The organism is Streptomyces sp. NPDC030991, from assembly GCF_055571235.1.
In genome coordinates this window covers 130,506-144,759 of sequence record NZ_JBVIFR010000018.1, presented here as the reverse complement: position 1 = coordinate 144,759, position 14,254 = coordinate 130,506, and the positions used below count along the sequence as shown (strand labels likewise).

At 72.3% G+C, this 14,254-nt stretch carries 11 protein-coding genes; 3 read left to right on the top strand and 8 right to left on the bottom strand.

Annotated features, from left to right (window positions below):
• Position 1: 1 nt before the first annotated feature.
• From cysK to ACZ45E_RS29550, 3 genes are all read right to left on the bottom strand, one after another.
• Positions 2–976 carry a cysteine synthase A gene (cysK, locus tag ACZ45E_RS29560; RefSeq protein ID WP_468226269.1) on the bottom strand — a complete coding sequence of 325 codons (975 nt, stop codon included), beginning with the start codon at positions 974–976 and terminating at the stop codon, positions 2–4.
• 100 nt (positions 977–1,076) lie between these two features.
• Positions 1,077–1,685 (bottom strand): serine O-acetyltransferase EpsC, encoded by a 609-nt coding sequence (gene epsC, locus ACZ45E_RS29555; RefSeq protein ID WP_468226267.1) that lies wholly within the window; start codon positions 1,683–1,685, stop codon positions 1,077–1,079.
• Positions 1,686–1,702: 17 nt separating this feature from the next.
• Complete coding sequence (locus ACZ45E_RS29550) at positions 1,703–2,278, bottom strand: NADPH-dependent FMN reductase (RefSeq protein WP_468226265.1); 576 nt, start codon at positions 2,276–2,278, stop codon at positions 1,703–1,705.
• A gap of 169 nt (positions 2,279–2,447) precedes the next feature.
• Here ACZ45E_RS29550 and ACZ45E_RS29545 point away from each other — a divergent pair, with 169 nt between their 5' ends.
• The 3 genes from ACZ45E_RS29545 to ACZ45E_RS29535 all read left to right on the top strand — a co-directional run bounded on the left by ACZ45E_RS29545 (position 2,448) and on the right by ACZ45E_RS29535 (position 8,090).
• A complete protein-coding gene (locus tag ACZ45E_RS29545; RefSeq protein ID WP_468226263.1) occupies positions 2,448–6,284 on the top strand; it encodes an amino acid adenylation domain-containing protein in 3,837 nt (1,278 codons plus the stop codon).
• Positions 6,285–6,508: 224 nt separating this feature from the next.
• Positions 6,509–7,243, top strand: a complete 735-nt coding sequence (locus tag ACZ45E_RS29540; protein ID WP_468226261.1) for a dienelactone hydrolase family protein — start codon at positions 6,509–6,511, stop codon at positions 7,241–7,243.
• A 103-nt stretch (positions 7,244–7,346) separates the two neighbouring features.
• The gene (locus ACZ45E_RS29535; protein WP_468226259.1) at positions 7,347–8,090 is read left to right on the top strand and encodes an alpha/beta fold hydrolase; all 744 of its coding nucleotides are present in this window, start codon (positions 7,347–7,349) and stop codon (positions 8,088–8,090) included.
• Positions 8,091–8,202: 112 nt separating this feature from the next.
• Here the strand turns inward: ACZ45E_RS29535 and ACZ45E_RS29530 are convergent, their stop codons facing one another.
• The 5 genes from ACZ45E_RS29530 to ACZ45E_RS29510 all read right to left on the bottom strand — a co-directional run bounded on the left by ACZ45E_RS29530 (position 8,203) and on the right by ACZ45E_RS29510 (position 14,249).
• Positions 8,203–9,405 (bottom strand): MFS transporter, encoded by a 1,203-nt coding sequence (locus tag ACZ45E_RS29530; protein WP_468226256.1) that lies wholly within the window; start codon positions 9,403–9,405, stop codon positions 8,203–8,205.
• Positions 9,406–9,472: 67 nt separating this feature from the next.
• Complete coding sequence (locus tag ACZ45E_RS29525) at positions 9,473–10,249, bottom strand: SDR family NAD(P)-dependent oxidoreductase (protein WP_468226253.1); 777 nt, start codon at positions 10,247–10,249, stop codon at positions 9,473–9,475.
• 251 nt (positions 10,250–10,500) lie between these two features.
• Positions 10,501–11,730, bottom strand: a complete 1,230-nt coding sequence (locus tag ACZ45E_RS29520) for a metal-dependent hydrolase family protein (protein WP_468226251.1) — start codon at positions 11,728–11,730, stop codon at positions 10,501–10,503.
• Between the two features lie 9 nt (positions 11,731–11,739).
• The gene (locus tag ACZ45E_RS29515; RefSeq protein ID WP_468226248.1) at positions 11,740–13,485 is read right to left on the bottom strand and encodes a flavin monoamine oxidase family protein; all 1,746 of its coding nucleotides are present in this window, start codon (positions 13,483–13,485) and stop codon (positions 11,740–11,742) included.
• Positions 13,486–13,673: 188 nt separating this feature from the next.
• Positions 13,674–14,249 carry a pyruvoyl-dependent arginine decarboxylase gene (locus ACZ45E_RS29510; protein ID WP_468226245.1) on the bottom strand — a complete coding sequence of 192 codons (576 nt, stop codon included), beginning with the start codon at positions 14,247–14,249 and terminating at the stop codon, positions 13,674–13,676.
• Positions 14,250–14,254 lie beyond the last annotated feature (5 nt).

The following is a 14,254-nucleotide window of genomic DNA, read 5'->3' as shown; positions in this document are numbered from 1 at the left end:
GTCAGAGGTCCCTCTCGGTGCGGGTGGTGTTCGCGGCGGCCGCGGGTTCGGCGTCGGCGGCGAAGAGGCTGAGGTAGCGCTCGCCGGTGTCCGGCAGCAGGGTGACGACGCGTTTGCCCTCGTACGACGGCTTCGCCGTGAGTTCGGCGCAGGCGTGCACCACGGCGCCGGAGGAGACGCCGACGAAGACGCCCTGGCCGCGGGCGAGGGAGCGCGCCGTCTCCATCGCGTCCTCGTCGCCGACGGTGACGACCTGGTCGATGAGAGAGACGTCGGTGGTGTCGGCGACGAAGCCGCCGTTGAGGCCGGGGATGCGGTGCAGCCCGCCCGTGCCCTGGGACAGGACCGGGGAGTTCTCCGGCTCGACGGCGACGACGTGCACCGAGGGGTCCTGCTCCTTGAGGTAGCGGGCGATGCCGGTGAGCGTGCCGCCCGTGCCGACCCCGCACACGAAGACGTCGACGCGGCCCCCGGTGGCCTGCCAGATCTCGGGTCCCGTGGTCTCGTAGTGGGCGCGGACGTTGTCCTGGTTCTCGTGCTGGCGGGGGAACCAGGAGCCGGGGGTGGCCGCGTGGATCTCCTCGGCCTTGGTGATCGCGCCGCGGTAGCCCTCCTCGCGCGGCGTCCGTACGACCTGCGCGCCGAGCGCCTTGAGCAGGGCGACCCGTTCGGCGGTGGCGCTGTCGGGCAGCACGATGACGCACCGGTGGCCGCGGGCGGCGGCGAACGCGGCCAGCGAGATCCCGGTGTTCCCTGAGGTGGCCTCGACGACGGTGCCGCCGGGCCGCAGGTCGCCGCGCTCCTCGGCGGCGCGCAGCATGAAGAGGGAGGCGCGGTCCTTGGAGCTGGACAGCGGGTTGGCGGCCTCCAGCTTGGCGAGCACCTCGCTGCCGGCGGCCGCGCCGTCCACGCGCAACCGGATCAGCGGGGTGGAGCCGACGAGGTCTTCGATGCCGTCGGCAATGGCAGGGGGCATGATGGCGTCCTCATTACGTGAAGGGGGGCGGGGCAAGGGATTTGGTGGTGGGGGCGGCGGGTGGCAGGTGGCGCGGAAAGCGGAGATCGGCCCGATCCGGTCACCACGACCCGGTCGACGCGGTCATGGCGACGAGGTCCTCGATGGCGGGCAGCGAGGTCCGCGCGGGCCGGACCGCCGCGGTGGGCGCGAGGACCTTCGCGTAGGCGGGCACGTCCTTGTTGACCAGGGCCTGGGCTCCGATGACGGCGTGGTCGGCGATGGTCACCGGGCCGAGCACGGTGGCGTTGGTGCCGAGCACCACTCCGTTGCCGACCTTGGGGTGCCTGCGCTCCCCCTCGGGGCGGCGGATGTCGCTCCACCAGCCGACCGCGCCCAGTGTCACCTGGTGGTAGATGGTCACGTCGTCGCCGATCTCCGCGGTCTCCCCGATCACCACGGCCGCGCCGTGGTCGATGAAGACGCGCCGGCCGAGGACCGCGCCGGGATGGATCTCGACGCCGGTGGCCCGGCGGGCACCGTAGGCGAGGATCCGTGCCGTCATGCGCCTTCCGCGCCGGTGCAGTGGATGGGCGATGCGGTGGGTCCACAGCGCGGGCAGCGCGGGGTGGAGGAGCGCCTCGCGGCGGTTGCGGATCGACGGGTCGCGCGCGACGACCACGTTCAGGTCCTCGCGGAGCGTGCGGAGGATGCCTGTCCGTTGCGGCATGGGGGTCCCTTGTCCGTTCACGCCTGCGCGCCGGCGGGGACGCGCAGTGCGCAAAGGGTGGCGTCGACGAGGCTGTGCAGGGCGGCCACGACGGCGGGGGCGGCGTACTCCCCCGCGTCCGTGCGCAGCGCCGCCGCGGTGCCGACGGCGACGGGTTCGTGAGCGACGAGGCGGGCCCCGCACCGGGTCAGTACGCCGGCCAGGGCGGCCTGTGCGTCGACCGCGCCGCGCGGTCCCGGTGAGGCGCTGGCGATCGCGACGGTCTTTCCGGCGAGGGGGCCGGCCCCGCCCGGCCGGGACAGCCAGTCGAGGGCGTTCTTCAGGACGCCGGGCATCTCCCCGTTGTAGGAGGGCGTACTGATGATCAGGGCGTCCGCGTCGCGCACCAACTGCTGCGCCTCGCGCACGGCGACCGAGCTGTCCGCCCGCTCCACGTCCTCGTCGTAGTACGGCAGGAGGCCCACGGACAACGTGGCGACCTCGTACGCGTCTCCTTCCGGGCCTGCGGTGAGCATTCCGCGCACGGTGTCGAGGACAGCGGTGTTCAGCGAGTTCCGGCGGATGCTTCCGGAGACTAGGACGATCTTGGGCACGGTGGCTCCTCCTTCGCGGATTTCGACTGACCCGATCCTGACCGGCCGGGTTCCCGAAGGCCTCCCGGTCCGTTCCCGCGCCGCCCGGGAACGGACCGGGAGGCCTTCGGGAACCGCCGCGTCCACCGTCGTGGGAGCCGACTGCCACGACGATTCGGGGACCACGCAAATGAAGACAGTGAGTGCACGCACCTCCGGCATACCGATCACGGGCGGCTCCTTGCCCGGCCTGCTGGCACGCCAGGCGGCGCTGCGGCCCGGCGCGACCGCGGTGGTGTACGGGACGGACACGCTCACCTACCGTCAACTGACCGACGAGAGCGGCCTCTTGGGGGATCACCTGATCCGCCTGGGCGTCGGCCCCGACACCTGCGTCGGTCTGTTCACCGAGCCGTCCCTGGACCTGATGGTCGGCGCGTGGGGGGTTCTCGCGGCGGCCGGCGCCTATCTGCCGTTGTCCCCGGAGTACCCGGAGGACAGGCTGCGTTACATGATCGAGGACTCGGGTACGTCCGTCGTGGTCACCCAGGAGCACCTGCGGGAGCGGCTGGCCGCCATGGTTCCGCCGGGCACCACCATCGTCACCCGCGCCGACGCCGCCGCCCCGGTCCCTGACGCGCCGTCACGCCCGGCGGCCCGGCACGGCGGCGACGACCTGGCCTACGTCATCTACACGTCCGGCAGCACCGGCAAACCCAAGGGCGTGATGATCGAGACCCGCTCGGTGGTCAGCCAACTGCGCTGGATGGTCTCCTGCGGGCACCTCGGTCCGCACGTGTCGATCCTGCAGAAGACGCCGATGAGCTTCGACGCCGCCCAGTGGGAGATCCTCGCTCCCGCCACCGGCGCGCGTGTCGTGATGGGCGCCCCCGGCGTCTACCGCGACCCGGAGGCCCTCGTCGCGGCTCTCAAGGCGCATGAAGTGACCACCCTGCAATGCGTTCCCACCCTGCTCCAGGCCCTCCTGGACACCGAGGAACTACCGTCGTGCGGCGCGCTGCAACGGGTCTTCTCCGGCGGCGAGGCGCTCACGCACAAGCTGGCCGGGGACTTCTTCGCGCAGCTGCCCGACACCTCGCTGGTCAACCTCTACGGGCCGACCGAGACCACGATCAACGCGACCGCCCATCACGTCGACCCCCGACAGACCGGCGGTGGCGGCTCCGCCACCGTGGCCATCGGCGTGCCCGTCGACGACGTGATCTGCTACGTCCTCGACGAGAACCAGGCGCTGGTCGACATCGGCGAGTGCGGCGAGCTGTACATCGGCGGAGCGCAGCTCGCCCGCGGCTACCTCGGCCGCCCGGAGCAGACCGCGGAGCGCTTCGTGCCGTCGCCGTTCGACCCGTCCCAGCGTCTGTACCGCACGGGAGACGTCTGCTTCTGGAACCCCGACGGCACCCTCCACTTCGCGGGCCGCACCGACAACCAGGTCAAACTCCGCGGCTACCGGGTGGAGCTCGAGGAGGTGGCGGCCCGGATCGAGGAGCACACGTGGGTCAGACGTGCCGCCGCGCTCGTCACCGACGACGCGCGCACCGGGCATCAGGCGCTGGTGGCGTGCGTCGAGCTGAACCCGCGGACGGCATCGGTCATGGACCAGGGTGCGCACGGCGCGCACCACCAGTCCAAGGCGTCCAAGCTCCAGGTCAAGGCGCAGTTGTCCAACCCCGGTGTGCGGGACGCGGCCGAGCTGGCCGGCCGTCCGGTCCTCCCGCTGCCCGGCGCGCGGGAGACCCCCGAACAGCGACGGGACGCCTTCGCGCGCAAGACCTACCGCTTCTACGACGGCGGTCCCGTCACGGAGCAGGACATCCTCGGCCTCCTCGCGCCCCGGCCCCTGCCCGACCGCTCCCGGTCCCTCGCCGAGGTGACGCCGGCCGAACTGGGCGAGATCCTGCGCTGGTTCGGCCAGTTCCACAGCCAGGAGCGACTGCTGCCGAAGTACGCCTACGCCTCCCCCGGCGCCCTGTACGCCACGCAGCTCTACGTCGAGAGCGGGGGCGTGGCCGGGCTGACGGCGGGCGTGTACTACTACCACCCGGTGGACCACGCTCTGGTGCGGGTCGGGGACGGGACGGGGATGTGCGCGGACGGCGGCCTGAGCGTGCACTTCCTCGGCAGGAGACGGGCGATCGAACCCGTCTACTCCACCAACGTCCAGGAAGTCCTGGAGTTCGAGGCCGGCCACATGCTGGGCGTCTTCGAGGAGGTCCTGCCGCGGCACGGACTGACCATCACACCCGCGGGCCGTCGGCCCGAGGTCAAGGACCATCTGGACGTGGCCGAGGACGACTACTTCCTCGGCACGTTCACGATCACCGCCGGCGACGGCACCCGCCGCCAGGACCCCACTGAGATATATGTGCAGGCACACCCGGGACGGGTGGAAGGGCTGCCCTCGGGCCAGTACCGCTACCGGGACGGCCGGCTGGCGAGGATCGGCGGCGACCTGGTGGAGCCGCGCCACGTCATCGCCATCAACCAGGGCGTGTACGCCAGGGCGGCCTTCGGGATCAGCGCCGTCAGCCGGGCCCGCGAGGACTGGCTGTCCTACATCTGCCTCGGCGCCAAACTGCACCACCTCCAGCTCACCCCGGGCCTCGGCCTCATGTCGTCGGGCTACTCCTCCAGGACCGGCCGCCCCCTGGCGGCCGCCCGCCGCCTCGACGACATCCTCGGCGCGGCCGGCGTCCCCACGGGCCCTTCGTACTTCTTCCTCGGCGGCCGTATCAGCGCCGAACAGGCGGCCGGAGAAGGCATGTACGAGGACGCGGTGCACACCAAGGGGCCCGCCGAGATGATCCGTGACGAGCTGGCCCGCTTCGTACCGGACTACATGCTGCCCAACCGGGTGCTCGTCCTGGACGCCCTGCCGCTGAGCGCCAACGGGAAGATCGACTGCAAGGCCCTGGCGGTACGCCCCGAGGTGACGAGCGCGCAGACACGGAGTGTGTACGTGGCACCCGAGACACCTACCGAGCGCTGGCTGGCGAGGGCCTGGGGGGCGGCCCTGAAGTACGAGGACGTCTCGACCGAGGACGAGTTCTTCTCGTGCGGCGGGAACTCGCTGATCTCCGTCGCCCTCATCAACAAGATCAACAAGACGTTCGGAACGAGACTGCCGCTCCAGATCGTCTTCGAGTCGCCGAAGCTGGGCGACCTCGCCGCCCGGATCGACAGTGGTGGCCGCAGCGTCGTCTCGCGCCTGGTGCCGCTGGCCCCCGAGGGCGACTTCAGCCCGGTCTTCTGCTGGCCCGGCCTCGGCGGCTACCCGATGAACCTGCGCCTCCTCGGCCGCCGGACGGGCCTGGACCGCCCCTTCTACGGCATCCAGGCACGCGGTATCAACGCCGGTGAGACCCCGTACGCCACGATCCGCGAGATGGCCGAGGCGGACGTGGCCGAACTCCGGCGCGTCCAGCCGTCGGGCCCGTACACGCTGTGGGGGTACTCCTTCGGCGCCCGGGTGGCGTTCGAGGCGGCCTGGCAGCTGGAACAGGCCGGGGAGAAGGTGGAGAACCTCCTGCTGATCTGCCCCGGGAACCCGAAGGTACGCGGAGCGGCCGGCCGTACGTGGGGCCGCGAGGCCACCTGGACGAACCCCGCGTATGTGACCATCGTCTTCTCCGTGTTCGCGGGCACCGTCCACGGCCCGGAACTGGAGGCGTGCCTCGCCGCCACCCGGGACGAGGACAGCTTCGTGGCCTTCGTCCACGCCATGCTCCCCGCCCTGGGCGAGGACGTCGTCCGCCGCATCACCCAGATCGTCGCCACGACGTACGAATTCGACTACACCTTCCGCGAGTTGGCGGACCGGAGCGTCGAAGCGCCGGTGACCATCTTCAAGGCGCGGGGTGACGACTACTCCTTCGTCGAGAACCGGACCGGCTACTCGTCGGCCGCGCCGACCGTCGTGGATCTGGACGGGGACCACTACAGCGTGCTCAAGGAACACGGTGTCGACGAACTCCTCACCGCGGTACGGGCGGCGATGACCGGCTGAGCCGCCGGCGGGTGGCAGCGGCCCCGTCCGGTGGGCTACGTTGTGCGGCGATGACTACCGGGACGGCATCGCGCCACACACGAATCGGCTGCCCGGCGCCGCTCTGAGCGCCGTGCGGGCCGCAGCCGGTCCGCTGCCCCGCCGGGGATCCTGCGCTGCCGCGCGGGCTCCGCCTCCTGTCGTGTCGACCCCGGTTCGATACGTCAACGACGACAGGAGACCTCATGCCCACCAAGACCCTGCACGTCCCCACCGCGGACGGCCGGGCCGACGCGTTCGCCGCCTTCCCCGACGGCGGCGGGCGGCACCCCGGGGTGCTGATGTACGCGGACGGCTTCGGCCTGAGGCCCGTGCTCCGGGAGATGGCCTGCGAGCTGGCCGGGCACGGCTATTACGTGCTGGCCCCCAACCTCTTCTACCGGCACGGCCCGGCACCGGTGATCGAGCTTCCCGAGCACATCGGGGAGGAGGACCGGCCCGCCGTCCTCGCCCGGCTGATGCCCCTGATCGAGGCGCACACCGCCGAACGTGTGCGGCGCGACGCCGACGCCTACCTCGGGTTCCTCACGAGCCGGCCCGAGGTCGCATCGGGACCGGTCGCCGTCACCGGCTACTGCATAGGCGGCCTGCTGGCGACGCGCACCGCCGCCGCCCACCCCGGCCGGGTGGCGGCCCTCGCCGCGTTCCACGGCCCCGTGGGCGCGGACGGGACCGACGCCCTCGCCGGCATCACCGCCCAGGTCCACTTCGGCCACGCCGAGAGCGACCTGACGCCCGAGTCCCTGCGCGAGCTCAACCAGACCCTGGATGCCGCGGGCGTCGGCCACACCTCCGAGATCTACCCCGGCACCGTCCACGGGTTCACCATGTCCGACACCGACGCCTTCGACCCCGCCGGCCTACGGCGCCACTGGGACCGCCTGCTTCCTCTCCTCGCCCGCACGCTGGGCGGCAGTTGACGCCGGACCCGGCTGAGCTGTACTCCGCGGTGCGGCCGTCGGGTGCGATCGAGGCGCGACACCGCCGGGACCGCGCGGGCCGCGGCGCCGCTACGCTCACCCCGTGAGCGAGATCGTGGTGGTACGTGACGGCTCCGGGCCCGAGGTCCTGCTGGTGCATGGCGGTGCCGGCCCGCGGACGACGTGGGGCCCTGTCGCTCCGCTGGCCGACCGGTGGACACTGGCGTACGTCCATCGCCGTGGCTACCCGCCGAGCCCGCCACCGCGGGTGCGGCAGGACTTCGCGGTGGACGCCCTGGACCTGGCGCCGCTGCTCGCCGGCCGCCCGCACGTCGTCGCCCACTCCTACGGCGTCCTGGGGACGTTGATCGCAGCCGCGGCCGCGCCGGGCAGCGTGCGCTCCCTCACCCTGATCGAGCCGCCGCTCAACTACCTGGTCCCTGACGACCCCGAGGTGGCTCGGCTGGAACGCCTCGGCGATACGGTCCTCGCCCAGGGCATGGAGACGGACCCGGACCGACTGCGCGCGTTCCTTCGTCTCGCGGGTGCGCCCGTCGGCGACGGCCCGCTCCCCGCGGATGTGATCGCCGGCGTGCGACGGGCGCACGGTGGCCGGCCGACCAGCGAGGCGCGCCCGCAGCTGGACGCGATCCGTGCCGCCGGTGTCCCGGTGCTGGTCGCGTCCGGAGACCACGCGGCCGCGTTCGAGCGGATCTGCGACGCCCTTGCGACCGCGCTCGGCGGCGAGCGCACCGTCCATCCGGGCGCCGGTCACTTCGTCGCCGCCGCACCGGGTTTCACCGAACGGCTCGAGACCTTCCTGTGCGAGAACGGCACGTCCGCGTGACCGCGGTTCAGGCCCTCGCCGCTCCCCCGGCCCTGCCCTTCGGCCGCCGGGACCCGCTCGTCCGGCGGGTGGCGGTGCGCGAGTCCTGGCCGGGCCCGGCCACCGTGCTCACTCAGCGCGTCAGGGCGGCGCCGATGCGGGGGCGCAGGACGTAGAGGCCGACGGCCGCGGCGAGGGCGAGGTCGCACACGGAGAACAGCAGCCCCGCGTCCTTCAGGCCGATGGCCTCGGTGAGGGCGCCGACCGCCACGACCGGCACGGAGATACCGACGTAGGCCACCACGAAGTACGCGGAGAGCGTCGCGCCCCGCTGGGCTTCCGGGGCCTTCGCGCTGATCACGGTGGTTCCCGCGCGGAAGGCCAGCCCTTGGCCGAGCCCGCCCAGCATGCCGCCGACAACCAGCAGGGGCAGCAGTTCGAAGGCGATCGAGGCGGCGACCATGAGGAGCCCCGCGGCCAGCAGGAAGCAGCCGGTGGGAAGGGCGCGGCGCACACCGAGCCGGCCGAGCGCGGACTGGCCGGCGACGGAGCTGAGGAAGACCAGGAAGACCACGAGCCCGATGACGGCCAGGTTCGTCACGTCGAGCGTCTCGCCGAGGAAGCTGGGTGCGACGGAGGTGAAGACTCCGAACAGCGAGAAGCCGGAGAACGCCACGCAGGCGGCGGGCACGAACACCTTCCGTACCTCGGACGGCACCGTCATTCCCTCGGGGCGCAGGCCCGACCGCGGTTCGGCGCCCCGGACGGTCTCGGGAAGGAACTGGAGGGTGATCGCCGCGAGGAGCAGCAGACCGAGATGGACCAGGTAGGGCAGGCGCAGCGGCCACGGGGCGTACTGGGCGAGGAGTCCGGCGAGCAGCGGGCCGCAGCCGAGTCCGCCCATGTTGGCGGCGGTCGCGGCGAGTCCGGCGCGGGTCTTGTGGGGTGGGGCCAGGTCGAGGACGTACGCGGTGGCCGCTCCGGAGAACAGACCGGCGGCGAATCCGGACAGCAGGCGCCCGGCGAACAGGGCCGGCAGCCCCGCCTCGAACAGGAAGCACACCCCGCTGGCCATGGAGAGGACGACGGCCCAGCGCATGGTGGCGCGGCGGCCCGCGAGGTCGGAGTAGTTGCCGGCCAGCAGCAGGACGGCGATGACTCCGAGGGCGTACACGGCGAAGACGACCGTCACCATCAACTGGGAGAAGCCGATCTCCTCGCGGTACAGGCCGTAGAGCGGGGCGGGCAGCGTGGTGCCGGTCATGCCGACAGCGAAGACCCCCGCGGCGAACAGGAAGGCGTGGGGTGCGGGTTCGGAGCCGGCCGACGTGGTCATGGGACTACGTATAGGTCACCCGGTGATCCCGGGCCCGTCACCGCGCCGCGCGGGTCCGGTCGGCGGATCACGAGGAGTTCTTCAGGACGCTCCAGCCGCCGTCGACGACCAGTGAGGCGCCGGTGACGAACGAGGCGTCGGCGCTGGCCAGGAAGGCCACCGCGGCGGCGACCTCCTCGGGCCGGCCGAGCCGGCCGGCGGCTGTCTCGGCCGCCGCCTCCCGGCGGGCCGCTTCGCCGATGCCGTCCCAGGCGCGGGTCAGCACCGGGCCGGGCAGCACGCTGTTCACCCGGAGCTGTCCCCCGTACTCGACGGCCAACTGCCGGGCCAGACCGGTGAGCCCTGCCTTGGCAGCGGCGTAGGCCGGCCGTCCTGGCGGACCCGCCAGGGCGTGCACGGAGGAGACGACGACGATGCTTCCCCCGGTCGCGATCAGGTCACCCAGACAGGCGCGTACTCCGAGGAACGCCCCCGTGAGGCAGACGGCCAACTGCTGGTTCCACTGCGCGGTACTGGTCTCATGGGCAGCCGAGACCCGCACCGTGCAGGCGTTGCTGACCAGGGCGTGAACGGGGCCGAAGGCGTCACGGGCTGCCTTCACGGCCGCGTCCCACGACGCTTCGTCCGAGACGTCGCAGTGCTGGAACGCCGCGCGACCGCCCACCTCGCGGATCGCCGCGGCCACCTGCTCGCCCTTCGGTTCGTCGACATCCGCGATGAGCACGCCCGCCCCTTCGGCGGCCAGTCGGTGTGCGGTCGCGGCGCCGATTCCGGAGGCCGCCCCGGTGACCAGTGCGCACCGGCCTGTGAAGCGCCCCGACGGGGAAGGGGGTGTGGGAGACAACAGAACTCCTACAGAACGAGCAGCAGTGACCGCCAGATCAAATATGAATCGACGGACTACACCAAGCTCCCCACGGAAGAGTCGCAGCTCGTGTCGTCTTCGGACGACGGATGCGCCTGCACCCGACGAGGCCCGCACGCAACGCTCCTGACGGGGTCGAACACCGCGCCGCGGCCGGGCTCGGGCGCAGCGCCCGCCCCGCGGACGGTGGGCGTCGTGTCGGAGCGCTCCGGTGACGCTCGTGCGGAGGGTCAGCGGTCGTCGCGCACGACGTGGCCCTCCTGCATGACGAAGCGGACGCGGCCCATGGTGTCGATGTCGTCGAAGGGGTCGCCGGCCACGCCCACGAGGTCCGCGACGGCTCCGGGGACCAGACGTCCCAGGTCGGGGCGGTCCAGCAGGTCGGCGGCTGTGCTGGTGGCGGCGCGCAGTGCGCGCAGTGGGGTGAGGCCGTGTTCGACCAGCGTGGGGAACTCACGCCAGTTGTCGGCGTGCGGGAACATGCCGGCGTCGGTGCCGAAGGCGATGCGGACCTCGGTGCGGGCAGGCCGCAGCAGCCCTTCGCGCATGCGCGAGGCGTAGCGGCGGTAGGAGGCCCGCATCGTGGTCGGGCGGTGTTCCCAGAAACTGTCGTCGTCCAGGTTGTCGAGGAAGAAGCGCTGCGTGTACTGGGTGGGCACCAGGTAGGTGCCGGACCGTGCCATCAGGTCGTAGGTGTCGGCGCCGGCCAGGGTGGCGTGCTCCACGCTGCGCACACCCGCGCGGACCGCGCGGATGACGGCCTCGTCGGGGAAGGCGTGGGTGGCGCACGGCAGGTGCAGGTCCCTCGCGGTGGCCACCAGGACGTCGATCTCCTCCTGGGAGTAGGCCGCGGAGTCGGGGGCGTCGGCGGGTGAGGAGAAACCGCCGCTGCCCGCGAACTTGATCCAGTCGGCGCCTGCCCTGGCCTGTTCCCGGACCAGTTGACGCACTTCGTGGTCGCCGTCGGCCACGGCGCCGACCTGGGCGCCGTATCGCTGGGCCATGTCCGGCGATTTGTCGCCGTGACCGCCGCGCGGGGAGAGGATGTTGGGCGCCGCCAGGATGCGGGGGCCGGCGGTCAGCCCCTCGTCGACGGCCCGCCGCAGGGCGACGTTGAGCGCCGATTGGGCGCTGCCGAGGTCGCGGACCGTGGTGAAGCCGTGGTGCAGCAGGTCCCGCATCGGGGACAGTGCGGTGAGCACCTGGTAGGCGGCGGAGTCGCTGTCGGCCGACTCGTCGGGCAGGTGGACGTGGCAGTCGATGAGCCCGGGCAGCAGTGTGCAGTCCGGCAGGTCGATCACCGGTGTGCCGGGCGGTACCTGGATGTCCTCACCGAGGCGGGCGATCGTGTTGCCCTCGACGAGGAGTTGGATGCCGGTGGCCGGCCGGTCGTCGAGGCCGTCCCACAGCCGGGCGGGGCGGATCAGGCGGGGGTGGGAGTGGGGGTGGCGAGGGTGCATGGTCGCCTCTCACTGGGGGGCGCGTCGGGGTGCGTAGTCGGGGTGGGTCACCATGTCGCCGGGCCCCGGGTTTCCTGGTTCGCTCTGGCCGCCCAGGAAGGACATGACACCCCAGGCAGCGTTGACGCCCGACGCGAGCGCGTGGTCGAGCCAGCCAGGCGAGAAGGACGTGTCGTCCCCGGCGAGGAAGAGGGCGTTGGCGGGTTCTCCCGGGACCGCGCACCTGCCCGCCCTGTCCTTGAAGCACTGCATGAAGAGGTCACGCTGGTATGCGTACTCCCCGGGGCGGGAGAAGCGGGCGATGCCGCGGAAGTTCGGGGCGTCGCCCCAGGAGTAGGTGACGGCCTCGGCGTTCTCGGCGGCGTGCTGCAGTTCCGCGGCCACGAGGGGATGGACCGCCGCCAGTTGGCGGGTGAAGGACCGCACTCTCTCGGGGAGGGAGGACGCGGCGATCTTCGCCGAGTCGAAGGACCAGGTGAAGCTGAGGTCCAGCACGGCTCGTCGTCCGCCGGGCCGGCGGGGTGGACCGAAGTCGTGGGTGTAGGCGGCTCGTGGGAGACGGTCGGTGAGGGTGACACCGTCCAGGGATGTGCCCTCCCAGAAGGGTTCGGTCAGCACCAGGGACGTCTTGGCCGCCGGCCAGTAGGTGATGTTGCGCACCGCGCGCGTCAGTCGCAGGCCCAGCGGAGACGGCCCCCCGTCGTCGGCGGAACGGAGTTCCACACTGGTCTCCAGCAGTTGCAACTGGGGGGTGAACACGGCGGCGGCGAAGGGCTCGCTCTGCCCGTCCGCGCTGTGGACGACCACCCCGCGCCGGGCGTCGGGGAAGACGTCGATGGCGGTGACCGCCGGCCGGGGCGATCCGTGGTTGGTCTCCTCCAGGCTGGTGCTCCGTCCGTCGGGGCCCGTGGTGCGGTGGGCCCAGAATCCGTCGGCGAGCGCGCTGATCCCCTCGCGCGGGTAGTGGTGACCGGCTCCTTCCGAGGAGAGGAGCAGTCGCAGCAGCTCGACCATGCTCATACCGAAGAAGCAGTCCCAGGCCGTGGGGCCGATGCCGGCGGTGGCCAGGAGGCGGGTCTGCTCCTCGCTCAGGCCGGCGCCTTCCGGGTCACGCAGGAAGCGGTGGAAGGTCCAGAGTTCGTAACGTGCCAGCACCCGCTCCCACAGACGGCGCAGGGCCGGCATGTCACGGGCGGCGACGGCCCGGCGGATGTCGGTCGCCCCCACACGCTCCAGCGCTGCCTGCCACGCGACGTGGGCCCGGCGGAACTCCTCGTGCTGGGAGTACAGGTCCGTGATCGCGCTCGCCCGGTGACTACGGCCGTCGACGTCCCAGACGGTCACCGGGGTGGTGCCGGGGGTGTAGTTCTCCCGGAAGGGCTCCCAGTGCAGGCCGAACCGCTCCGCGTAGTGGTACAGCAGCCGCGCCGAGTCGGGGAAGCGCATGCAACCGAGCTCCACGACGGCGCTGTCGTCCGGGTGCAGGCGGCGGCTGTGCATCCGGCCGCCCAGGCGCCGCCCGCCGGGCCCGCCGTCGCTGCTCTCCGCCTCGTACAGGACGGGACGGCAGCCGATGCGCAGGAGTTCGAAGGCGGCGGTCAGGCCCGCTCCGCCGGCGCCGATCACGGCCACGGGCGTGCCGAGCGCCGAAGCGGGCAGCCGGCCCAGGCGCCGGTCGTCGGCGAGGTGAGCGGCGTAGTCGAAGGGGAAGTCCACCTGGAGATCGCAGGCGGGCGGGGCGCTGTCTGACGACACTGTGAGTTCACCGGCTTCCGGGAAACGAGCGGGCCAGGGGTGAGCGGCGGCGGGCCAGAGGGATGCGGTGGCGGGCCAAAGGTGCGCGGTGTCAGGCCAGGGGGATCGGGGTCGGGCCAGGGGTGAGCGGTGTCAGGCCGGAGGTGAGCGATTGCGGGCCAGGGGTGAGCGGTTGCGGGCCGGTGCGGTCAGAGCAGGAAGACCAGGGAAGCGACGATCTTGACCCAGTCGCCGTTGTCCGGACCGCGGGCCTCCACGGCGGCGGCATGGGTACGCACTGTCGTGCCGGCGATCCGGTAGCGGTCCTGCCCGCTCTGGTGCACGGCTTCCTCGTCGAAGTCGTGCTCACCCAGCTCCAGCGCCATGGCCAGCAGTGCCATCTGCACCGCTTTGTCGGCGGCCGTCCGGGCGTCCTTCCCGACGGCGTCGCCCTCGTGTACTTCGGCGACACATCCGAGGCCGCCGTCCTCGGGAACGGCGATGCCGACCGCTGTGGCGATCCGGGTACCCGGGGTGCTGGTCTCGGCCAGCGCCTGGATGGCGAACAGGATCTGGCCGTCGCGTAGCCGACGGCCGCCCGTCCGGGGGTCCACCAGGGTGCAGCCGGGCGGGACGCGGCTGGAGACGGAGACCCGGTTGACGCGTCCCAGGCCCGCGTCCATGTACATCAGGTCGTGCGCCTGCAGTTCGCGGCGGTGCACTCCCGTGCCGGTGGTGAAGTACATCTGGCGCGGCAGGAGCAGGCCGCTGGGCGAAGTGGTCATGGCTT

Excerpts from the sequence above, each read along its gene's own strand:
- cysK (WP_468226269.1), bottom strand. The coding sequence starts at position 976 with ATGCCCCCTGCCATTGCCGACGGCATCGAAGACCTCGTCGGCTCCACC.
- epsC (WP_468226267.1), bottom strand. The coding sequence starts at position 1,685 with ATGCCGCAACGGACAGGCATCCTCCGCACGCTCCGCGAGGACCTGAAC.
- ACZ45E_RS29545 (WP_468226263.1), top strand. The coding sequence starts at position 2,448 with ATGAAGACAGTGAGTGCACGCACCTCCGGCATACCGATCACGGGCGGC.
- ACZ45E_RS29540 (WP_468226261.1), top strand. The coding sequence starts at position 6,509 with ATGCCCACCAAGACCCTGCACGTCCCCACCGCGGACGGCCGGGCCGAC.
- ACZ45E_RS29530 (WP_468226256.1), bottom strand. The coding sequence starts at position 9,405 with ATGACCACGTCGGCCGGCTCCGAACCCGCACCCCACGCCTTCCTGTTC.
- ACZ45E_RS29520 (WP_468226251.1), bottom strand. The coding sequence starts at position 11,730 with ATGCACCCTCGCCACCCCCACTCCCACCCCCGCCTGATCCGCCCCGCC.
- ACZ45E_RS29510 (WP_468226245.1), bottom strand. The coding sequence starts at position 14,249 with ATGACCACTTCGCCCAGCGGCCTGCTCCTGCCGCGCCAGATGTACTTC.